Annotated in this window: 18 protein-coding genes; 5 read left to right on the forward strand and 13 right to left on the reverse strand. The window is 74.1% G+C overall.

Translation table 11 applies throughout. The annotated features are described in order from the left end of the window. Positions 1–296 precede the first annotated feature (296 nt). From ABZ562_RS38990 to ABZ562_RS39025, 8 genes are all read right to left on the reverse strand, one after another. On the reverse strand, positions 297–890 hold the full coding sequence (locus tag ABZ562_RS38990) for a chorismate mutase (protein ID WP_361489570.1): 594 nt from the start codon (positions 888–890) through the stop codon (positions 297–299). 144 nt (positions 891–1,034) lie between these two features. After that, entirely contained in the window at positions 1,035–1,724 is a 690-nt protein-coding gene (locus ABZ562_RS38995; RefSeq protein WP_361489573.1) for an alpha/beta hydrolase, read from the reverse strand. A gap of 40 nt (positions 1,725–1,764) precedes the next feature. Further along, positions 1,765–3,345 (reverse strand): acyl-CoA synthetase, encoded by a 1,581-nt coding sequence (locus tag ABZ562_RS39000; protein WP_361489576.1) that lies wholly within the window; start codon positions 3,343–3,345, stop codon positions 1,765–1,767. A 15-nt stretch (positions 3,346–3,360) separates the two neighbouring features. Then, complete coding sequence (locus ABZ562_RS39005) at positions 3,361–4,464, reverse strand: nitronate monooxygenase family protein (protein WP_361489579.1); 1,104 nt, start codon at positions 4,462–4,464, stop codon at positions 3,361–3,363. Positions 4,465–4,563: 99 nt separating this feature from the next. Then, positions 4,564–6,120 (reverse strand): NAD(P)/FAD-dependent oxidoreductase, encoded by a 1,557-nt coding sequence (locus tag ABZ562_RS39010; RefSeq protein ID WP_361489581.1) that lies wholly within the window; start codon positions 6,118–6,120, stop codon positions 4,564–4,566. Between the two features lie 195 nt (positions 6,121–6,315). Then, positions 6,316–6,510 (reverse strand): hypothetical protein, encoded by a 195-nt coding sequence (locus ABZ562_RS39015; RefSeq protein ID WP_361489584.1) that lies wholly within the window; start codon positions 6,508–6,510, stop codon positions 6,316–6,318. A 160-nt stretch (positions 6,511–6,670) separates the two neighbouring features. Then, complete coding sequence (locus ABZ562_RS39020) at positions 6,671–7,849, reverse strand: acyl-CoA dehydrogenase family protein (protein WP_361489587.1); 1,179 nt, start codon at positions 7,847–7,849, stop codon at positions 6,671–6,673. 115 nt (positions 7,850–7,964) lie between these two features. Further along, entirely contained in the window at positions 7,965–10,112 is a 2,148-nt protein-coding gene (locus ABZ562_RS39025; RefSeq protein ID WP_361489590.1) for a pyridoxamine 5'-phosphate oxidase family protein, read from the reverse strand. Between the two features lie 142 nt (positions 10,113–10,254). Between ABZ562_RS39025 and dhaK the strand changes: the two genes are divergently transcribed. From dhaK to ABZ562_RS39045, 4 genes are all read left to right on the forward strand, one after another. Beyond that, positions 10,255–11,247: a dihydroxyacetone kinase subunit DhaK gene (dhaK, locus tag ABZ562_RS39030; RefSeq protein WP_361489592.1), complete on the forward strand. Its 993-nt coding sequence runs from the start codon at positions 10,255–10,257 to the stop codon at positions 11,245–11,247. Positions 11,248–11,317: 70 nt separating this feature from the next. Further along, positions 11,318–11,953: a dihydroxyacetone kinase subunit DhaL gene (gene dhaL / locus ABZ562_RS39035; protein WP_361489594.1), complete on the forward strand. Its 636-nt coding sequence runs from the start codon at positions 11,318–11,320 to the stop codon at positions 11,951–11,953. Further along, positions 11,950–12,366: a PTS fructose transporter subunit IIA gene (locus ABZ562_RS39040; RefSeq protein WP_361489597.1), complete on the forward strand. Its 417-nt coding sequence runs from the start codon at positions 11,950–11,952 to the stop codon at positions 12,364–12,366. Before dhaL ends, ABZ562_RS39040 begins: the two co-directional genes overlap by 4 nt. 171 nt (positions 12,367–12,537) lie before the next feature. Next, a complete protein-coding gene (locus ABZ562_RS39045; RefSeq protein ID WP_361489600.1) occupies positions 12,538–13,902 on the forward strand; it encodes an MFS transporter in 1,365 nt (454 codons plus the stop codon). A 19-nt stretch (positions 13,903–13,921) separates the two neighbouring features. Here ABZ562_RS39045 and ABZ562_RS39050 read toward each other — a convergent pair whose 3' ends face one another. Genes ABZ562_RS39050 through ABZ562_RS39060 form a run of 3 tightly spaced genes read right to left on the reverse strand, consistent with a single transcriptional unit; the run spans position 13,922 to position 17,377 of the window. Beyond that, a complete protein-coding gene (locus ABZ562_RS39050) occupies positions 13,922–16,033 on the reverse strand; it encodes a GAF domain-containing protein (protein ID WP_361489603.1) in 2,112 nt (703 codons plus the stop codon). After that, entirely contained in the window at positions 16,018–16,842 is an 825-nt protein-coding gene (locus ABZ562_RS39055; protein ID WP_361489606.1) for a 3-hydroxybutyrate dehydrogenase, read from the reverse strand. The genes ABZ562_RS39050 and ABZ562_RS39055 overlap by 16 nt, the downstream gene beginning before the upstream one ends. Before the next feature lie 55 nt (positions 16,843–16,897). After that, positions 16,898–17,377 carry an NUDIX domain-containing protein gene (locus ABZ562_RS39060; RefSeq protein ID WP_361489609.1) on the reverse strand — a complete coding sequence of 160 codons (480 nt, stop codon included), beginning with the start codon at positions 17,375–17,377 and terminating at the stop codon, positions 16,898–16,900. 209 nt (positions 17,378–17,586) lie between these two features. Between ABZ562_RS39060 and ABZ562_RS39065 the strand changes: the two genes are divergently transcribed. Further along, the gene (locus ABZ562_RS39065; protein ID WP_361489611.1) at positions 17,587–18,621 is read left to right on the forward strand and encodes an O-antigen ligase family protein; all 1,035 of its coding nucleotides are present in this window, start codon (positions 17,587–17,589) and stop codon (positions 18,619–18,621) included. Between the two features lie 655 nt (positions 18,622–19,276). On the opposite strand, the gene ABZ562_RS39070 is transcribed toward ABZ562_RS39065, so the two are convergent. Both ABZ562_RS39070 and ABZ562_RS39075 read right to left on the reverse strand, forming a co-directional pair. Continuing rightward, the gene (locus ABZ562_RS39070; RefSeq protein ID WP_361489614.1) at positions 19,277–19,849 is read right to left on the reverse strand and encodes a hypothetical protein; all 573 of its coding nucleotides are present in this window, start codon (positions 19,847–19,849) and stop codon (positions 19,277–19,279) included. A gap of 97 nt (positions 19,850–19,946) precedes the next feature. Then, positions 19,947–20,747: an aspartate/glutamate racemase family protein gene (locus ABZ562_RS39075; protein ID WP_361489617.1), complete on the reverse strand. Its 801-nt coding sequence runs from the start codon at positions 20,745–20,747 to the stop codon at positions 19,947–19,949. Between the last annotated feature and the right edge of the window lie 18 nt (positions 20,748–20,765).

The raw sequence follows: 20,765 nt of genomic DNA on the forward strand, positions 1-20,765 counted from the left end.
GCGACGAGCGCGGGGCCGCGAGGTGCCGCCCGCCGCGGCAGCGGCTGATGTCACAGCGGCGTCGGGAGCCCGGCATGATCCACACGACACCCCCTGGTGCCGCGTCAGCCAAGGTTCACCCCGCTCGCCGCCCTGGCACGGCCATCTGCGGCGTTGCCGAATCGACCGAGTAGGCCCGCCCCCAGACTCCGTCCGGGAGGTGCCCCCGCGAGGCCGATCCGGCGCCTTGCAGCTGACCGCACCAGGACACCTCGCTACCGGGCACACCTTGACTGACGCGGCACCAGGGAGCCTGGCTACCGCGTCTCGCACACCGACGGCAGCGCGCGGGTCAGCGCCACCGCGTGCAGCCCGTCCAGCCGCTTCTGATGGCCCGTGGCCAGGGCCCCGGCCAGCAGCCGGGCCGGGCACGAGGGGGCGGTGCGGGCGTCGGTGGCGGCCGCGATCGCCCGGACCAGTTCGCCGTTGATCCGGTTGATCTCCAGCCGGACCTTTCCGAGGTCGGGGCGTTCGGTGGGGGCCGAGGACGGGTCGGCCTGCCACCGCCGGTACAGGCCGCGCTGGACGACCTTGCTGGCCTCGATCTGGTCACGGAAGATCCTCGACGTCGCCGCCGGGTCGCCGCCCATCTCCCGGGCCTGCTCCGCCACCGTGTCCAGCACCTGCTTCTCCCGGGCCGGGTCGTCGATCGGGCTGTCGGTGCCCCACTTGGCGGCGGCGACCTGGTCCGCGACCAGCACCCGGTCGGCGGACAGCCCGGCCAGCGGCCGCAGTTGACCGTGGGACGGCCGCACACCAGGCTCAGCGGCGGCTCCTCCGGCTCCCGCGGCCAGCAGGGCGGCGGCCGTGGCGGCGATGAGGACAGGGCGCGGGACATCGGTCGGTCGCACGGCGGGACCCCTCTCTCGGCGGCGCGGGCGGCACGAGCGGTGCTCGCCCACCGGGAGCGTACGCGGTGCTCCAAACGGGCCCCAGGGGGTGTCTTGTCGATCGGGCCGGACGCCGGGAGCCCGGCATGATCGGCGAGACACCCCCTAGGCGTCCAGGAACTCCCCTATGGCGGCGAGGAACTCCTCGGGCCGGTTCTGGTGGACGCAGTGGCCGGCGTCGATGGTGACCAGGCGGCAGTCGGGTATGCGCTCCGCCATGTCGGCCAGCAGCTCCTGCGGGATATGGCTGGCCGGGCCGCCGCCTATCACCAGCGTGGGCGCGGTGATGTCCGAAAGCCCCTCGGTCCAGCGCGGGTCCGGGGCGTTGCGCTGCTCGGTGAACTGCGTCCTGACCGCCCAGTCGAAGGCCATCCGCCCGGTCGGGCGCGGCGGCACCTCCAGCGGCGGGTCCTGGGGCAGCAGCGGCGGGGCGTCCTCGATCACCAGGCGTTCCGTCAGATGCGGGAAGCGCTGGGCGACGAGGTAGGCGACCACGCCGCCGTAGGAGTGTCCGATGAGGGTGACGCGCTCCAGGCCGACCGCCGCGAGGAACCCGGCGACCTCGTCCCGCAGTTGCTCCAGGGCGTACTCGCCCGGCCAGTCGCTGGCTCCGTGGCCGCGCAGGTCCAGCGCGTACACCCGGCGGCCCGGGGCGAGGCGCGGCGCTATGGCGAGCCAGTCGACGCCGTCCTCGCCGAGGCCGTGCAGCAGCAGGACGGGCGGGTCGCCCGCCGCGCCCCACACCCGGTACGTCAGCTCGACCCCGTCCACCTCGACACTGTCAAGTGTGTGCATAGGGCCGAGGATACGGCCGAAACCGCTGACGTCACCCCCGTCACACGGGTCGCTCATGCCCGTCCCAGTAGGGCTCGCGCAGCCGCCGCTTGTAGAGCTTGCCGTTGGGGTCGCGGGGCATCTCGGCGATGAAGTCGACGGACTTGGGGCGCTTGTAGCCCGCGAGCCGCTGCTCGCAGTGGTCGAGGATGGCGGCCGCCAGCTCCGGGCCGGGGGTGTGCCCCGGGGCGGCTTCCACGACCGCCTTGACCTGCTCGCCCCAGTCGTCGTGCGGGATGCCGAAGGCGGCGGCGTCGGCGACGGCGGGGTGGGTGAGCAGCGCGGATTCGATCTCGGCCGGGTAGATGTTGACCCCGCCCGAGATGATCATGTCGATCTTGCGGTCGCGGAGGTAGAGATAGCCGTCGTCGTCGAGGAGGCCGAGGTCGCCGACGGTGAAGTAGTCGCCGATGCGGTTCTTGCGGGTCTTGCCCTCGTCCTTGTGGTAGCTGAAGCCGCCGGTGCTCATCTTCATGTAGACGGTGCCGAGTTCGCCGGGCGGCAGCTTCTTCCCGTCGTCGTCGAAGATGGCGATCTCACTGATGGGCCAGGGCTTGCCGACCGTTCCCGGCTTCTTCAGCCAGTCCTCGGCGGTGGCGAAGGCGCCGCCGCCCTCGCTGGCCGCGTAGTACTCCTCGACGCAGCCGCCCCACCAGTCGATCATGGCGCGTTTCACGTGGTCGGGGCAGGGCGCGGCGCCGTGGATGGCGTGGCGCATCGAGGAGACGTCGTAGGACGCCCGTAACTCCTCGGGGAGGGCGAGCAGCCGGTGGAACTGCGTGGGCACCATATGGGTGTGGGTGCAGCGGTAGGCGTCGATGAGCCGCAGCATCTCCTGGGGCGTCCACTTGTCCATGAGCACCAGGGGGTGGCCGATGTGCAGGGACGAGGACGCGAACTGCAGGACGGCCGTGTGGTAGAGCGGTGAGCACACCAGGTGGACGTGGTCGGGTTCCTCGGCGCGGGGCCGGATGCCGAAGAAGCGCAGGAAGCCGCCGAGGTGGCTTTCCTCGGGGAGCTTTCCGGTCAGCGGGCGCCGGATGCCGCGCGGGCGTCCCGTCGTACCGGAGGTGTAGTTCATGACCCAGCCCAGTTCGCGGTCGGCGGGCGGCTGCGGTGACTGTCCCCGGAGGAGTTCGGCGTACGGGCGAAAGGCCTCGACGGCGCCGACCGCGTAGCGGTGTGTGGCGGGCAGCCCGGCCTCGTCGGCGGCCAGGGTGGCCTGGGTGCCGAAGCGTTCGTGGGCGACCAGCACCTTGGCGCCCGAGTCGGAGACGATCCAGGCGATCTCGGGGCCGACCAGGTGGTGGTTGACGGGCACGAGGTAGAACCCGGCCTGGGTGGCGGCGAGCGCGGCGGTGAAGAACTCGACCCCGTTGGGCAGGACGACCGCGAAGGCGTCGCCGCGCCGGAGCCCGGCGGCGCGCAGTCCGCCGACGAGCTGGTTGCACGCGGCGTGCAGCCGGGCCGCGGTCCACTCCTCGCCGTCGGGGGCGACGAGGACGACGCGGTCGGGTTCGTGTCCGGCCTGCGCCCAGAAACCGACGGGGATCGTGGGGGTGGGGTCGGTGGTGGCGGTCATCGGTCGTCGTCCTCCTCAGTCCCGTCCGGCGATGCGGTTGACGCGGTCGATGGCACGTTCGAAGCCCCTGGTCAGGTCGTCGAAGACGGCCCGCACGCTGCGGGTGGAGGTCATCCGGCCGACGATCTGCCCGACCGGCGTGCCGAGCAGCGGTTCCACCTCGTACTTCTGGATGCGCGAGACGGCCTCGGCGACCAGCAGCCCCTGGAGCGGCATCGGCAGCGGCCCCGGGCCCTGCGGATCGTCCCAGGCGTCCGTCCAGGCGGTGCGCAGCTGGCGGGCGGGCTTGCCGGTGAGGGCGCGGGAGCGCACGGTGTCGCCGGATCCGGCGGCGAGGAGCTTGGCGGTGAGCGCGGCCGAATGCAGTTCGGCCTCCTCGGTGGTGAGCCAGATCGAGCCGAGCCACACCCCCTGGGCGCCGAGCGCGAGTCCGGCGGCGATCTGTTCGCCGCTGCCGATGCCGCCCGCGGCGAGCACGGGCAGCGGGTCGACGGCCTCGACGACCTCGGGGGTGAGCACCATGGAGGCGATCTCGCCGGTGTGGCCGCCGGCCTCGTAGCCCTGCGCGACGACGATGTCCAGGCCGGCGTCCTTGTGGTGCAGGGCGTGGCGCGCGCTCCCGGCCAGCGCGGCGACCAGGATGCCGCGGTCATGGGCGCGGGCGACGACATCGGCGGGCGGCGAGCCGAGCGCGTTGGCCAGCAGCTTGACGGGGTAGTCGAAGGCGACGTCGAGCTGGCTGCGGGCGACCTGCTCCAGCCAGCCGGTGATGCGCCAGCCGGACGCCTCGCCCTCGGCCAGTTCGGGCACCCCGTGCTTGGCCAGGGTCTCCGCCACGAACGCGCGGTGCTCCTGCGGGATCATCGCCTCGATGTCGGCCTCGCTCACCCCCTCGACCTTCTTCGCGGGCATCACGACGTCGAGGCCGTACGGTTTGCCGTCGGTGTGCTCCTGCATCCAGTCCAGGTCGCGGGCCAGATCCTCGCCCGCGGCGTAGCGGACCGCGCCGAGCACGCCGAACCCCCCGGCCCGGGTGATCGCCGCGGCCACGGCGGGGAACGGCGTGAAGCCGAAGATGGCGTGCTCGACACCCAGCCTTGTGCTCAGCTCCGTCTTCATGCGGGGCAGGATGCCGCAGGGGGGCGGGGAGCGGAAGAGTTTTTCTGACGTCCCGTCAGATTCTTACGTTCCGTCAGGTTCTTTCGGCCATCGGCCCGGCTACTTCCCCAGCACCGCCATCGCCGCGTTGTGGCCGGGGATTCCGCTGACCCCGCCGCCGCGCACCGCGCCCGCGCCGCACAGCAGCACATTGGCGTGGCGCGTCTCCACGCCCCAGCGGCCGGTGCCCTCCTGGGCGTACGGGAAGGCCAGCTCGCGGTGGAAGATGTTCCCGCCCGGCAGCCGCAGTTCGCGGTCCAGGTCCAGCGGGCTCTTGGCCTCGACGCACGGCCTGCCGTCGGCGTCGTACGCGAGGCAGTCGGCGATCGGTTCGGCGAGGTGGGCGTCGAGCTGGGCGAGGGTGTTCCCCAGCAGGGTCTCTCGGGTCCCCTCGGGGTCGTCGGCGAACAGCCGGGCGGGGGTGTGCAGCCCGAACAGGGTCAGGGTCTGGTAGCCGCGCGCGGCCAGGTCCGGGCCGAGGATCGACGGGTCGGTCAGCGAGTGGCAGTAGATCTCCGACGGCGGCCGCCGCGGCAGCTCCCCCGCGGCGGCCTGCCGGTACGCCGCCTCCAACTCGCCGTAGCCCTCGGCGATGTGGAACGTCCCGGCGAACGCCTCGCGCGGGTCCGCCCCGGGGTCCCGGAGCGCGGGCAGCCGCCGCAGCAGCATGTTCACCTTCAGCTGCGCGCCCTCGGCGGGCGGGGCGGGCGGCTCCTCGCCGAGCAGCCGCGCCAGCTCGCGCGGGGCGGCCCCGACCAGCACATGGCGGGCGCCCACGAGATGCTCGCCGTCCCGGTCCCGGTACGTCACCTCGGCCGCCGTCCCGTCGGTGGCGATCCCCGTGACCTCGCAGCCGGTCGCGATCCGCGCGCCCGCCAGGCCCGCCGCGTGCGCGAGGGCGTCGGTGAACGCGCCCATGCCGCCCACGGGCACGTCCCAGTCGCCGGTGCCGCCGCCGATCACGTGGTAGAGGAAGCAGCGGTTCTGCCGCAGCGAGGGGTCATGGGCGGAGGCGAAGGTGCCGATCAGCGCGTCGGTGAGCACCACCCCCCGCACCAGGTCGTCCTCGAACGCCGCCTCGACCGCCTCCCCCAGCGGCCGCTCGAACAGCGCCTCCCACGCCGCGTCGTCCCCGATCCGGGCCCGCAGCGCCTCCCGGTCCGGAAGCGGCTCGGTCAGCGTCGGGAACACCCGCTCGGCGACCCGCCCGGTCATCCCGTAGAACCGCTCCCAGGCCGCGTACTCCCGCTCGCCGCCGGTCAGCCGCGCGAACGCCTCCCGGGTCCGGGCCCCACCGCCGGTCTCCACCAGCAGCCCGGCCGGCCGCCCGCCCCGGACGGTGGGGGTGTAGGAGGATACGGACCGCTTGCGGACCGCGAAGCCCAGCCCCAGGTCGTCGACGATGCGCCGGGGCAACAGGCTGACCAGGTACGAATAGCGCGAGAGCCGGGCGTCCACCCCGGCGAACGTGCGCTCGGACACGGCCGCGCCGCCGATGTGGTCCAGCCGCTCCAGCACCCGCACGCTACGGCCCGCCCGGCCCAGATAGGCGGCGGCGACCAGGGCGTTGTGGCCGCCGCCGACGATGACGACGTCGCAGGCATCACTGTCAGACATGCCCCCTGCGTAGCACGGGGTGATCGCCGCGGCTACCCGGCCCGGAGCCGGACCGTCACTTTTTGCACCAACATCGAATCCGGCACCATCACTTGGCTGTCCCGTCTGCCGCCCAGCACCGGCCCCACGTTCCTCCGTTCCAACGGTTGTATCAATACGCGCCTTGAGACAATATGGCGCGCCCGACGCTCACCGCTACACCAGCGCCGTCGCCGACGGCTGGGACACCTTCCGGCGGCTGCTGCCCTTCACCCGCGCCGACCACTCCACGGGGGCGCTCGTGGAGAAGGTCGTGTCCGGCGAGTACGACTTCGGGCGACGATCAGGCAGTGCTCGTACACCGGCGCCCGTTTCGAGTACGAGCTGGCCGTCGGCGACCTGCGCGTGCACGCCGAGAGCGCCGTACGGCGCACGGGCCCCGAGATCGTCCTGGTGATCCGGCCCGAGGACTGCCTGCTGTATCCGGAGGCGACGTAACACCCCGGGCCGCCGCTTTGTGATGTACCGCGGGGGGCCGCGGCGGGACTGCGGGCGGGCGTCACCCCGCCGGTCAGCGGCGTACCCGTGGCATGCCCAGGCCGATCCAGGAGATGATCTCCCGCTGGATCTCGTTGTTGCCGCCGCCGAAGGTGAAGACGACCGCGCTGCGGTAGCCGCGTTCCAGCTCGCCGTGGAGGACCGCGCCCGCCGAGCCCTCCTTGAGCGGGCCCGCGGCACCGACGACCTCCATGAGCCAGGCGTAGGCGTCGCGGCGCGCCTCGGAGCCGTAGACCTTGACGGCGGAGGCGTCCTGCGGGGTCAGGGTGTCGCGCTGGAGGGCGTCCACCATTCTCCAGTTGAGGACCTTCATGGCGTCCAGCCGGGCGTGGGTACGGGCCAGCCGGGCGCGTACCCAGGCCAGGTCGATGACCCGGCGGCCGTCCGGGAGCTTGGTGTCGGCGGCCCACTGCCGGACGCCGCGCAGGGCGCGGATGGCCATGGTGCCGTGGGCGGCGAGGGTGACGCGTTCGTAGTTGAGCTGAGTGGTGATCATGCGCCAGCCCTCGTTCTCGGCGCCGACGCGGCGGGTGGCCGGGACCCGGACGTTCTCGTAGCAGCTGGCGGTGGTGTCGTGGGAGGCGAGGGTGGTGATGACGGTGCGGGAGTAGCCGGGGTCGGTGGTCGGGACGAGCAGGATGCTGATGCCGTGGTGGGGCTTCGCGTCGGGGTCGGTGCGGACGGCGAGCCAGACCCAGTCGGCGGTGTCCCCGTTGGTGGTCCAGGTCTTCTGGCCGTTCACCACGTAGTCGTCGCCGTCCCGTACGGCGCGGGTCTTGAGGGCGGCGAGGTCGGTTCCGGCGTCGGGCTCGCTGTAGCCGATCGCGAAGTCGATCTCGCCGGAGAGGACGCGCGGCAGGAAGTACCGCTTCTGCTCGTCGGTGCCGTAGCGCATGAGCGTGGGGCCGACCGTGTTGAGGGCCATCAGCGGCAGCGGTACGCCCGCCTGGGCGGCCTCGTCGAAGAAGATGAACTGTTCGACCGGGCCCAGTCCCCGCCCGCCGTACTCCCGGGGCCAGCCCACGCCCAGCCAGCCGTCGGTGCCGAGGCGGCGGATGGTCTCGCGGTAGAACCGCTTCTGCCCGGCGGGGTCGGCGTAGCGGGCGTAGGCGTCGTCGGGGACCAGCTCGGCGAAGTAGGTGCGCAGCTCGGTTCGTAACTGCCGCTGCTCAGGGGTGTATTCGAGGTCCACGGCCCCTCCTGGAGTCTCGCGTGCGCCACGACGGCGGTCTGGGAGCGTCCTGGGATCGAGGGGCACGGTAGAACGCGTTCCAGAAATACGGAAGGGCCGCGGAGCACCCGGCGGCTCAGCCCGCCTCGTCCGCCCGGGGCGGGCTGTCGTCCGTCCCGCGCCGTACGACCCGGACCGGCCGGCCGGGGTGCCAGGTCCGCAGCACCAGGCCGGATTCCCCGGCCTCGGTGTGCACGACCTCGGTCACCTCGGCGCGGAAGAGGTGGAAGGGCTCGGGCGGGTGGACCTCGGCGGCGAAGCGGGCGAGCGAGTCCGGCTCGGTCACCTCGACGGCCCGGCCGCTGATCCGCACGTCGCCGCCGGGCGTGCCGTCGCCCGGACCCGGGTTGGCCTGGATCGAGAAGCGCTGGTCGCGGCGCAGATCGACGGCCTTGCGCGAGTCGGGCATCATGCCGAGCCACAGTTCCCCGAAGCGGAAGGTGACCTCCAGGGGGGTCAGCCGGGGGGAGCCGTCCTGCCGCACGGTGGCCAGGACATGGGTGCGGTAGCGCTCGAAGCGCTCCCGCGCGGCCGTGGCGAAGCCGGGCTCCGCCGCCTGGAATCCGGCCCAACTGGTGATAGGTCGCGTCGTCATGGCGCCCATGCTCGCGGGATTACCCGACGTCTCCTGTCCGGATTCCCGGGACTGAAGGGACTCCTCCGCGCCCCGCGAGGCCACTTGGCGCGCCTGGTCCGGCGGCAGATAGGCGCTCCACTCCGTCCCCGCCAGCGGAAACCCGATCCAGGTGCGGGCGTAGGACGGCGGCCGGGCGCCGTGGTCGCGCCGGACGAGCAGCGCGGTGGGTTCGTGCGCGGCCCGCCGCAGCAGCCCGGACACGGTGGTGGAGCGGTTGTTGCCGCTGGTCTGGGCGGAGCCGCAGCCCGCGTGGTACGCGACGGGCAGGGCCCGGTCGCCGGCCACCAGGCACGGCGGCCGCAGCCCCAGCCGCTTCAGCCCGTCGGCGGCGGTGCGGTAGCGCCCGGTGGTCTTCTCGGACACCGCCGAGGTGTGGGCGAGGACGGCGAACTGGCTGCCCAGATGGAGCAGGACGACGATCCCGAGCGCGGTGGCCATGTGGCGCGGCGAGCGTGCGGCGCGTACGGCGCGGAAGCCCAGCGCGGCGATGGGCAGGGCGAGCAGCGCGTAGGACGGCATCAGGAAGCGCGGCGCGGAGTAGTCGATGAGCAGCAGGTAGGGGACGGCGAGGGAGGCCGCGCAGACGACGGGCAGCACGGTGACCGGCACACCGGGCTCCCGGTCGGCGTGCGGCCGCCCGAGCCCGACGCGCACCCGGTTCCGCCGTGTCCGACGGTCCCGCAGGACGAGGGCGACGGCGGCGAGGGTCAGCAGCGGCAGCGACAGCCACCACAGGGTCAGCTCCGGATGGCGCAGCGGCACCTCGCACGGGCGGCACAGCTGGGGCCCGTTGAGGCTGCGCAGCGCGGCGCCCACGGCGAAGTGGAGGCCCATGCCGCCCTCGACGTCGCTGGAGACGTCCAGCCGCCCGCCGATGCCGCCGAAGCGGTCGTAGGCCTCGCCGATCCACTGCGCGGCGCCCAGCAGGAACCCGCCCGCCAGCGGGAGCAGGGCGGGCCGCCAGGTCCGCAGCCGGAGGGCGACGGCCAGCAGCGGGAGGGCCAGCCAGCCGCCGTCGGGGGTGCGGACGAGGGTGACACCGGCGACGAGGGCGGCGAGCCACCAGCGGGCGCCCGGTTCGGCGGGCAGGCGCAGGAACCAGCCGACCGCGGCCACCGCGCCGAGCGCGACCCAGAGGTTGGGCATCACGGCGGGGCCGCTGATCGTGGTGATCCACAGCCCGGCGAAGAGCAGCGCGGCGAGCGCCACGGGACCGCGGGGCAGCAACCTGTTCCAGACGCGGAAGGCGGTGTAGAGGGCGCCCGCGGAGAGCACCGTGAGGAGGACCCGGAGCGCCGTGATGGAGGACGTGGCGGCCACCACCGGGGAGACCAGCATGCTGATGCCGCGTGAGCGCGGCGCGCTGAAGTACGCGGCCGGGGTGCGCGGGTCCACCTGGGAGACGTACACGGACTCGTCCCAGCCCAGCGCGTGTCCGACGTGCGGGACGACCACGGCGAGCTGGACCACCGCGTAGCCGACGGCGACCACCGCGAGCCACGGCGCGCGGCGCCGGTGGAGCGGCGGCCGGGGTGGATTCGGGCGCGGGCGCGCGGCGGCGGCCGCCGGTGCGGCAGTATTCTCCATGCGCGCACCATATGATGCCTATGTACCTTTTTCTGCTTATTAGGCTGTTCGGCTCAGCGCCCCAGGGGTGCCATGACCGCGCCGGATCCGTACGCTGTTGCAGCGGTGCACAGCTCCCACCCGGTGGAGGACGAACACTCCCATGAAGATGCTCATCAACGTGGCCGAAACCGTGGTCGCCGACGCACTGCGCGGACTGGCCGCCTCCCATCCCGAACTGACGGTGGATGTCGAGAACCGGGTGATCGTCCGGCGGGACGCGCCGGTGCCCGACAAGGTGGCCCTGCTCTCCGGCGGCGGCTCCGGCCACGAGCCGCTGCACGGCGGGTTCGTCGGTGTCGGCATGCTCGACGCGGCCTGCCCCGGCGAGGTCTTCACCTCCCCCGTGCCCGACCAGATGGTGCGCGCGGCGGCCGCCGTGGACAGCGGCAAGGGGGTGCTGTTCGTCGTCAAGAACTACACCGGCGACGTGCTCAACTTCGAGATGGCCGCCGAACTGGCCGAGGACGAGGGCATCCAGGTCGCCAAGGTGCTCGTCGACGACGATGTGGCGGTGACCGACAGCACCCACACGGCGGGCCGGCGCGGCACCGGCGCGACGCTGTTCGTGGAGAAGATCGCGGGCGCGGCGGCCGAGGAGGGGGCGCCACTGGAGCGGGTGGAGGCGATCGCCCGCCGGGTCAACGCGTCCTCGCGCAGCTTCGGCGTGGCGCTGTCCCCCTGCACGACGCCCGCCAAGGGCGGCCCCACCTTCGATCTGCCCGCCGGGGAGCTGGAGTTGGGCGTGGGCATCCACGGCGAGCCGGGGCGGGAGCGGCGCGCGATGATGACCTCGCGCGAGATCGCCGACTACGCGGTGGACGCGGTACTGGACGACCTGCGGCCGGACGATCCGGTGCTCGTCCTGGTCAACGGAATGGGCGCGACCCCCCAGCTGGAGCTGTACGGCTTCGCGGCCGAGGTGCACCGGGTGCTCGGCGAGCGCCGCGTGGCGGTGGCACGTACGCTCGTCGGCAACTACGTCACATCACTCGACATGGCGGGCGCCTCGGTCACGCTGTGCCAGGTCGACGAGGACCTGCTGCGGCTGTGGGACGCGCCCGTACGGACCGCCGGGCTGCGCTGGGGCTGCTGACCCGGACCACCCCGCCACCTGGCTCGATACGTACGCTGTCGCCGTCGGTTACCGTCACGAGGAGGCGTCTGTGTCCAGCAGTGAATCCGCAGTCGAACACGCGCTCGACACCTCTTTCTTCCAACGCTGGCTCACCGCCGCGGCCGAGTCCGTGCACCGTGAGGCGGCCCGGCTCACCGAGCTGGACTCCGCGATCGGCGACGCCGACCACGGCACCAATATGCAGCGCGGTTTCGCGGCCGTCACCGAAGCGCTGGAGAAGGAGCCGCCGGGGTCGCCCGGCGCCGCGCTCATCCTGGCCGGGCGCCAGCTGATCTCGAAGGTGGGCGGCGCCTCCGGGCCGCTGTACGGGACGCTGCTGCGGCGCGCGGGCAAGGCGCTGGGGGACGCGGCGGAGGTCACGCCCCGGCAGCTGGCGGACGCGCTGCGGGCCGGGGTGGACGCGGTGGCCCAGCTCGGCGGGGCCGCGCCGGGCGACAAGACCATGCTGGACGCGCTGCTCCCCGCGGTGGAGGCGCTGGGCGGCGACACCGCCTCGTTCACCGCGGCGGGCGAGGCCGCGGACAAGGGCGCGCTGGCGACCGTACCGATGCTCGCGCGCAAGGGCAGGGCCAGCTATCTGGGCGAGCGCAGCGTCGGCCATCAGGACCCCGGCGCCACCTCGTCCGCGCTGATCGTCGCGGCGCTGGCGGAGGCCCTCCGATGACCGGGAACGGCGGCGAGAAGCTGGTCGGGGTGGTCGTCGTGTCGCACAGCGGGGAGGTCGCCGAGTCGGTCGCCCGGCTGGCCACCGCGCTGGCCGGGGGCGGCACCGCGCCCGTGCGCGCCGCGGGCGGCACTCCGGACGGCGGATTCGGCACCAGCGAGGAGCTGATACGCGACGCGGCGTACGCGGTCGACCAGGGCGCCGGGGTGGCCATACTGGTCGACCTCGGCAGCGCCGTACTGACCGTCAAGGCGCTGCTGGCCGAGGAGGACGAGCTGCCGGAGGGCTCCCGGCTGGTGGACGCGCCGCTCGTGGAGGGCGCGGTGGCGGCCGTGGTCACCGCGTCCACCGGAGCGGACGTGGACACGGTCGCCGGGGCCGCGGCGGAGGCGTACGACTACCGCAAGGTGTGAAGCGGTCCGCACGGGCCCGGGGACGCCGGAACCCCCGGGCCCGTGCGCATGGGTGCGGCGCCCGCAGCGGGCGGCGGAAGTGTGTAGCCCGCGTACATATCCGAGCTGACATGCGCATTTCTACGGTGTGGCACACGAATCCGTCCCCGCACCCGCTCGGAAGTGGTAACCATGGCTCCTCCGACCAGTCCCGGATCGCTGCGCCGCATCGTCGCGGCGAGCCTCATCGGCACCACCATCGAGTGGTACGACTTCTTCCTCTACGGGTCGGCCGCCGCGCTCGTCTTCAACAAGCTCTTCTTCCCCGACTCCGATCCGCTCGTGGGCACCCTGCTGTCGTTCCTGACGTACGCGGTCGGCTTCGCCGCCCGGCCGCTCGGGGCCCTGGTGTTCGGGCACTACGGCGACCGGCTCGGCCGCAAGAAGCTGCTGATCCTGAGCCTGCTGCTGATGGGCGGGGCGACCTGTGCGATCGGTCTGCTGCCGACGCACGCCACCGTCGGCTCGGCAGCGCCCGTTCTGCTCACCACACTGCGGCTGGTGCAGGGCTTCGCGCTCGGCGGCGAATGGGGCGGGGCGGTGCTGCTGGTGTCCGAGCACGGGGACGCCCGGCGGCGCGGATACTGGGCGTCCTGGCCACAGACCGGCGCCCCCGCCGGGCAGTTGCTGGCCACCGGGGTGCTGTCCGCGCTGACCGGACTGCTGTCGGAGAGCGCGTTCGAGTCCTGGGGGTGGCGGGTGCCGTTCCTGCTCTCGGGCGTGCTGGTGCTGGTCGGCTTGTGGATTCGTCTCTCTGTCGATGAATCACCCGTCTTCAAGGCCGCGCTAGCCCAGGCCGAGGCGCGGAAGACCGCCGATGTGGCGGAGCGGATGCCGCTGGTGGCGGTCCTGCGCCACCACTGGCGGGACGTCCTGGTCGCGATGGGCGCGCGGATGGCCGAGAACATCAGCTACTACGTGATCACGGCCTTCGTGCTCGTCTACGCCACCTCCGACCATGTGGGCCTCGGCAAGCAGACCGCGCTGAACGCCGTACTCATCGCCTCCGCCGTGCACTTCGCCACGATCCCGGCCTGGGGCGCGCTGTCGGACCGCGTCGGCCGCCGCCCGGTCTATCTGCTGGGCGCCGTGGGCGTCGGCGCGTGGGCGTTCCCCTTCTTCGCCCTCATCGACACCGAGGACTTCGGGGCGCTGCTCCTCGCGGTCACGGTCGGGCTGGTCTTCCACGGCGCGATGTACGCGCCCCAGGCGGCGTTCTTCTCGGAGATGTTCGCGACGCGGATGCGGTACTCGGGCGCCTCGATCGGCGCCCAGTTCTCCTCGGTCGCGGCCGGGGCGCCCGCCCCGCTGATCGCCACCGCGCTGCTCGCCGACTACGACAGCGCCACCCCGATCGCCCTGTACGTCATCGCGGCGGCGCTGCTCACGGTGGTGGCGGTCGGCGCGGCGAAGGAGACCCGCGAACGCGACCTGGCCGCCATCGAGCCGGGCGAAGCCGATGAGGCCCGGGAGCCCTCCCGTTCCGCGTCGGCCTGATCGTGTCGATGAGGCCGGGTCAGCGCTCCACCGCCCCCGTCAGCCGGTGCAGCCGCAGCGCCAGCTGTATCTCCAGCGACCGCGCGGGCGACTGCCAGTCGGCGCCGAGCAGCCGCCCCACCCGCTCCAGCCGCTGCGCCACCGTGTTCACATGCACATGCAGCGCGTCCTTGGTGCGCGCCGGGCTCATCCCGCCGGCGAAGTACGCGTCCAGCGTGCGGACCAGCCCGGTGCCGCGCCGGGCGTCGTACTCCACGACCGCCCCGATGGTGCGCGTGACGAAGTCCCGCACCCGGGTGCCGTCCGGGGCGCCGTCCCGCGTACCGGCCAGGAGCAGGCCGAGGAAGCCGAAGTCCTCGGCCGCGGCCCCCTCACCGGCCCGGCCCAGCACCCGCAGGGCGGCCAGGCAACGCCGGGCCTCGGCGTACGAGGCGGCGACCTCGGCGGGGCGGGCGGCGGGCGCCGCGACGGGCGCGGAGGCGCCGACGGTGACGGGCGCGTGCACGGCGGTGCCCAGCTGCCGGGCGGCGCGGCGGGCCAGGGCGTCGGCGGTGTCGCCCTCGGCGAGCGGCAGCAGCAGCACCGTGCCGCCGTCGCGCGCGGCGGCCAGGCCCTGCCGGGTGGCGGCCAGATGGGACGCGGCGGACCACAGGCGCATCCGGTCGGCGGCGTCCTCGGCGGCGCCCGGGCCCGGCGCGACGGCGGGTTCGGCCGCGGGCTCGCCGCCCGGCGCGGCGCGGGGCGCGTCGATGCCCGCGGCGAGGACCACATGGGGCGCGTCCAGGTCCGCGCGCAGCCGTGCGGCACGCTCCCGCAGCAGCCGCGGCTCCCGGTCGGGCGCGTCGAGCAGATCGTCCAGCAGCTCGCCGCGCACCCGCTGTTCGGCCTCGCCCGCCGAGCGGCGGGCGAGCTGCAGCAGCGAGGTGACCATGGCGGCGCGCTCCAGGGTGCGCTGGTCCACGGGGTCGAGCCGGGGGTGGCCGTGCAGGACGAGCGCGCCGAGGAGTTCGCCGCCCGCGGAGACGGCCGCGATCCAGTCCTCGCCGTGGCGTACGGCATGGCCGTCGGCCCGCGACCGGTCGAGGGCGTCCGCGGACGCCTCGTGCGCCTCCAGGAACTCCACCGAACCGCTCAGCACCTCGGCCACGGCGGCGGCCACGTCCCGCACCCCGCCACCGCGCAGCACCAGTTCGGTGAGCCGGTCGTGGACCTCGGAGGCGCGCTCGATGACACCGCTGCGGTCGCGGATGATCTCGTTGGCGGCCTCCAGTTCGGCCAGTGCCGTCCTCGTCTCGGCGAGCAGATTGGCCGTGTCGATGGCGACGGCCGCGTGCGCGGCGAAGGAGGCGAGCAGGGCGATCTGCTCGCGCTCGAAGACGCGGACCCGCCGGTCTGCCGCGAACAGCACCCCGATGACGCCGCTGCCCAGCAGCAGCGGCACACCGAGGATCGCGACCAGGCCCTCGTCGCTGACGCCCGCGTCGATGGTGCGGGTGTGCTGGAAGCGGGGGTCGTCGAAGTAGCTGTCGGTCACATAGGGGCGCGCGGTCTGGGCGACGAGCCCGCCCAGACCCTCCCCCATGCCGAGCCGCAGTTGCTGGAAGCGCGCCGAGACCGAACCGTCGGTGACCCGCATATAGGTGTCCCCGGCGGTCGGGTCGTTGAGGGTCAGATACGCGACCTCGGTCCCCAGGAGCGAACGGGCGCGCTGCACGATGGCCTGGAGCACCGCGTCCAGATCGCGCAGCCCGGCGAGGTCGTGGGCGGTCTCGAAGAGCGCGGACAGCTCGGCCTCGCGTCGCCTGCGCCCCTCCAGTTCGCCGCGCACCCGCAGGGCGAGCAGCTTGGCCCGCTCCAGGGCGGCCAGCCGCTCGGCCGGGGCCTTCTCCGCGCGTGCCAGCAGCCCGGGGCGCTCGTACGCCTCGGGCGGCGCGCCGCGCGCGAGCAGTTCCAGGTACGGGGTCTCCGGCTGGTCTCCGGGAGCGGCCGCAGCCCCGCCGGCCGCGGCGGCGCCGGGCGTCGTACGGCCCGGTGGGCGGTCCGCGGGCCGGCCGGGCAGCGGGCCGTCCGGCCGGTCGTTCGGCGGGCCGTCCGGCCGGTCCTTCAGTGGGCCGTTCAGTGGGCCGTCCATCCGCCGTCCATGGTGAGCGAGGCACCGGTGATGAACGAGGAGTGCGGACCGCACAGATACGCCACGGCCTCCGCCACCTCCTCCGGTTCGACGAGCCGCTTGACCGCCGAATCGGCCAGCAGCACCTCGGAGACGACGCGCTCCGGGGAGATGCCGTGCGCGACGGCCTGGTCGGCGATCTGACGCTCGACCAGAGGGGTGCGCACATAGCCGGGGTTGACGCAGTTGGACGTGACCCCGTGAGGCGCGCCCTCCAGGGCGGCGACCTTGGAAAGCCCCTCAAGACCGTGTTTGGCGGCCACATACGCGGACTTGTACGCGGAGGCGCGCAGCCCGTGCACGGAGGAGATGTTCACGATCCGCCCCCAGCCCCGCTCGTACATCCCCGGCAACGCGCCGCGCACCAGCCGGAACGGGGCCTCCAGCATCACCGTCAGCACCCGGGAGAACACCTCCGGCGGGAAGTCCTCGATCGGGCGGACGAGCTGGATCCCCGCGTTGTTGACCAGGATGTCGGCGCCCTCGGCGGCCCGTTCCGCCGCGTCCAGGTCGGTCAGGTCCAGGGCGTACGCCTCGACGGTGCCCGGCGGGCGGGCCGTCCGCTCGGCGAAGGCGACCAGCTCGGCCAGCCCTTCGGCGTCCAGGTCGACCGCCCGGACCCGTGCCCCGGCGGCTGCCAGCCGCAGGGTGCACGCCCGCCCGATGCCCCCGGCGGCGCCGGTGACGACTGCGGTACGGCCGGAGAGACCGGCGTCGGCGGGCCGGGGGGCGGAGCCCGGAGTGTGACCGGGCACAGGGGACGCGCTCATGAGGGGGACCTTAGGCGGCGCCCGCACCCGGCCCCATGGGGGCCCGGCACACTCTTCACTCCGCGGGGGTGGGTTCGAACCACGTCGGCCCCTCGCCGAGCGCCTGCTTGATCCGGGTGAGCGAGAAGTCCGCCAGCTCCGGCAGCCCGTCGAGCGGGAACCAGCCCACGTCCAGCGACTCGTCGTCGTTCACCCGCGCCTCGCCGCCCACCGCGCGGCAGCGGAAGCAGACGTCCATGAACTGGCACCGGTCGTCGTTGGGGTACGTCACCGGCGCCAACGTCCGCACGAGCACGATGCGCTCCGGAACGCACCGCACCGCCGTCTCCTCCAGCACCTCGCGCACGACCGCCGTGGCGGGCTGCTCGCCCGGTTCGGGGATGCCGCAGATGATCGCCCAGCGGCCGTTGTCGGCACGACGGCCCAGCAGCACTCTGCCCTCGTCGTCGAAGACGACGGCGCTCACGCCCGGCAGGTAGAGAAGTTCATGGCCGATGGAGGCCCGCAGGCCGCGGATGAAGTCGGGGGTCGCCATGCGGTGAGGGTACCGGCCGGGCCGCGGGCGCGCCGGTGGCCCGCGCCGGGCGCCCGTTCTGCGCGCTCGGGGTGCGTTTCACCACTGACACATCGTTTCTGCGCAACATATACACATACCTCATGCCAAGCGCTACCGTTCCCGGTGCATGGCTCGCGACGCGGCTTACCGTCGCTGCGCGATGCCCGTCACGACGGGGGGTCGACGGGATGACGTCATCAGCGCTGGGGCCGGTCGTACAGGAACACGACCGGGACCACGACAGCGAACACCGAAGCCGGGCCCTGGGCAGTGCGCCCGATATCGCGGGCGTGGCGATCCTCGCCTTCTGCGCCCTCTGGGCGCTCATCTCCGCCATGGGGCGCACCGCGCGCCCCGAGGGGGTGCTGCTCGCCGTATTGGCCGTGGCCGCCGGGTACGCCTGCGGCCGCATCGCCGGGTCGCTCCTGCCGGTCGCCTGCGCGGCCGCCGCCGGGCTCGCGGGGCTCGGCCTGGCCCTGGCCACCCGCACCGGCCCGAGCGGCCACCAGGGGCTCGACGCGGCCCAGCTCACCCTGGCCACCGGCGCGGCCTGCTGCGCCGCGTGGGCCGCCCGTGGGGCCGCGCTCCGGTCGGCCCTGTGGCTGCTGGCCCTGACGATCACGCTCACCGCCGTGGTGAGCGGCCCACCGGCGGGCGGCGCCGCGAGCGGCGCGGTCCTGCTGTGCTCCCTGGCCGCCGCCCGGCTGCGGCGGCGGCTCGCGGCACTGGCCGCGCTCGGCCTGATCGCCGCGATCGCCGTCGGCGGATGCTGGGCGGTCGCGGCGGGCGCGGTGCCCGGCGCTCTGCCGTCGTCGCTGCGGTCCCACCTCACCGAGCACCGGATCCGCCTGTGGCAGGACGCGGCCCACCTCACCGCCGCGGACCCGCTGCGCGGCGCGGGGCCCGACCTCTTCGCGGAGCTGAGCCCGGCGGCCGCCGCGTCACCCGAAGCGGAGATCACGCCGCACTCGGCCCCGCTCCAGCAGGCCGCCGGCCAGGGCCTGCCGGGCGTGGCCCTCCTGGGCGCGGCCTTCGCGTGGATGCTGTACGCGCTGTGGCGCTCACCCCGCTCCACACCGGTCGCCCTGACGGCGGCGGCCGCGCTGACGGCCCTGGCCGTCGAGGCGACCCTGGGCAACGCGCTCAGCTTTCCGCAGGTGACGGCCGGAGCGGGCCTCCTGGCGGGCCTGGCGACGGCCCGCCACTTGCAAGCCGCCCCTTGACGCCACGCGGCGGCGTCAGGGGCAGTGACCACCGCACCGGCCGCCGCCGAGGGGCCCGTACGCACATCCCGTTGCGCCCGGCTGACGCCCCGGCGCCCCGGCCCCCGCGCGCGGCCCCGATACGGCCCGCTGCCCGGGCCGCACCGCCAGTACCGCCGGGCCAGACCTCGGCTCGCCCCGCCGTTCGCCCGGCCCGCCCCAGCTCACCGATCCGGTGCGCGGCCGCACCACACAGCCGACCCACCAGCCCCGCCGGGGCGGAGCAACCGGCGCGCCCAAGCCCCGGCTCACCGTGCCGCGCCGAACTGCGCGGCCCCGTAAAGGCTCCACCACGCTCGGCTCGGAGGACGCGTCCGCCTGGCCCCGCACCGCCGGGCGGAGCCGCCGCCGGGGCCCGGGGTGTCCCCGGATTCGGGAAGGGGCGGGGTGGGGGAGAGGGGCCCGCCAGGGGTGTCGTGTGGATCAGGCCGGATCAGCGAGCGGCGTCTGGTGCAGGGGGCACCTCCCAGCGGTAGCTGGGGGAGCCTCGCAACCCGCGCGAGGAGAGCGCAGCGGCGCTGCGTGCGACGAGCGCGGGGCCGCGAGATGCCGCCCGCCGCGGCAGCGGCTGATGTCACAGCGGCGTCGGGAGCCCGGCATGATCCACACGACACCCCTAGACCTGGGACGTGCGGGTCGCGATCATCCGCAACCGGTCGCGGATGACCCGGACCGCCGCCTCCGCGTCGTCCACCGTCACCGTGAAGACCCGCCCGTCCCCCAGCCGCAGCACCAGCCCCTCACCGCGCCGCACCACCACCGCGGTGCCCTTCTCGGGGCGCCACCGGTAGCCCCAGCCGCCCCACTGGCAGGGGGTGACGCGGGGGGCGACATCGGCGTGGACCACGTCGCTGAGGGGGATGCGGCGGCGGGGCAGCCCCATGTGGCCGCAGCGGACCTCCAGGCACTCCTCGTCGACCCGCACCGCGACGTGGACGAAGGCGAGGGTGCCGAAGATCATCAGCAGTCCGGCGGCGAGGCAGCCGATGACCGACATCAGGAGCGGGGCGAGCCCGGTGGTCCAGGGGGAGGCGACGGCGAGGTCGATGCCGAGCGCCACGCACGCGGCGCCCGCGGTCGCCAGCACCCACTGCACCCGGTTGTGGGCATGACCGGTCCAGACCGCGGGCGTGCCCTGGCCCGGGGTCTGCTTGCCGTGGTGTTCGGGGTCCTCGGCGTGGGGCCTCATGACTGGCAGGGTACTCACGTTCCGCTACCACGGCAGCCGACGACCGCGTTTTGGCAGGTGAGCCGGTGAGCCGGTGACCCGGTGGAAGAGGGCCCGGTCAGCCCCGCACGGGGGCGACGGGGGCCAGCAGATGGCCCTCGGCGTAGCGGAGCGCGGCTTGCGGGAGCGTGGCCTCGCGGCCGCTGAGGATGACCGTGAGCGTGCCGCGGGCGGACGCGGCCGCGCCGGGCGGCAGGGAGGGCTCGGCGCCGATCCGGCGCAAGGCCTGCGCGGCGACGGCCCCGGCCGACCCGTGGAGGGCGATGGGCGGGGCACCGGCGGGCTGGACGGCGGCCCGGATGCGTTCGGCGACCAGCTCGTAGTGGGTGCAGCCGAGGACGACGGCCCGGACGTCGTCCGGGGTACGGGCCGCCGCGGCGGCCACCGCGGCGTCGATCGCCGCGTCGTCGACGTGCTGGACGGCGTCGGCGAGACCGGGGCAGGCCACGGCCGTCACCTCGACGCCGTCCGCGAAGTCCCGGATCAGCTCGCGCTGGTACGGACTGCCGGTGGTGGCGGGCGTCGCCCAGATCGCGATGGGCCCGCCGCCGGCCGCCGCGGGCTTGATCGCGGGTACGGTCCCGATGACCGGCAGACCGGGCTCCAGCTCGGCCCGCAGCGCGGGCAGGGCGTGCACGGAGGCGGTGTTGCAGGCGACGATCAGCGCGTCGGGCCGGTGCGCGGCGGCGGCGCGGGCGCAGGCCAGGGCATGTTCGATGACGTCCTCGGACGTACGCGGACCCCACGGCATGCCGTCGGGGTCGGAGGAGAGGACGAGATCGGCGTCGGGTCGAAGGCGGTGCATCGCGGCCGCGGTGGGCAGCAGGCCGAATCCGGAGTCCATTAGCGCGATCTTCACCCCGTCACTTTAAAGGAT

The organism is Streptomyces sp. NPDC019937 (assembly GCF_040631655.1).
Classification (GTDB): domain Bacteria; phylum Actinomycetota; class Actinomycetes; order Streptomycetales; family Streptomycetaceae; genus Streptomyces.

What these genes read in the sequence shown, in the direction of transcription:
- ABZ562_RS38995 (WP_361489573.1), bottom strand. Translation starts at nt 1,724, where the DNA reads ATGCACACACTTGACAGTGTCGAGGTGGACGGGGTCGAGCTGACGTAC.
- ABZ562_RS39000 (WP_361489576.1), bottom strand. Translation starts at nt 3,345, where the DNA reads ATGACCGCCACCACCGACCCCACCCCCACGATCCCCGTCGGTTTCTGG.
- ABZ562_RS39005 (WP_361489579.1), bottom strand. Translation starts at nt 4,464, where the DNA reads ATGAAGACGGAGCTGAGCACAAGGCTGGGTGTCGAGCACGCCATCTTC.
- ABZ562_RS39010 (WP_361489581.1), bottom strand. Translation starts at nt 6,120, where the DNA reads ATGTCTGACAGTGATGCCTGCGACGTCGTCATCGTCGGCGGCGGCCAC.
- ABZ562_RS39025 (WP_361489590.1), bottom strand. Translation starts at nt 10,112, where the DNA reads ATGGAGAATACTGCCGCACCGGCGGCCGCCGCCGCGCGCCCGCGCCCG.
- dhaK (WP_361489592.1), top strand. Translation starts at nt 10,255, where the DNA reads ATGAAGATGCTCATCAACGTGGCCGAAACCGTGGTCGCCGACGCACTG.
- ABZ562_RS39040 (WP_361489597.1), top strand. Translation starts at nt 11,950, where the DNA reads ATGACCGGGAACGGCGGCGAGAAGCTGGTCGGGGTGGTCGTCGTGTCG.
- ABZ562_RS39045 (WP_361489600.1), top strand. Translation starts at nt 12,538, where the DNA reads ATGGCTCCTCCGACCAGTCCCGGATCGCTGCGCCGCATCGTCGCGGCG.
- ABZ562_RS39050 (WP_361489603.1), bottom strand. Translation starts at nt 16,033, where the DNA reads ATGGACGGCCCACTGAACGGCCCACTGAAGGACCGGCCGGACGGCCCG.
- ABZ562_RS39055 (WP_361489606.1), bottom strand. Translation starts at nt 16,842, where the DNA reads ATGAGCGCGTCCCCTGTGCCCGGTCACACTCCGGGCTCCGCCCCCCGG.
- ABZ562_RS39060 (WP_361489609.1), bottom strand. Translation starts at nt 17,377, where the DNA reads ATGGCGACCCCCGACTTCATCCGCGGCCTGCGGGCCTCCATCGGCCAT.
- ABZ562_RS39065 (WP_361489611.1), top strand. Translation starts at nt 17,587, where the DNA reads ATGACGTCATCAGCGCTGGGGCCGGTCGTACAGGAACACGACCGGGAC.
- ABZ562_RS39070 (WP_361489614.1), bottom strand. Translation starts at nt 19,849, where the DNA reads ATGAGGCCCCACGCCGAGGACCCCGAACACCACGGCAAGCAGACCCCG.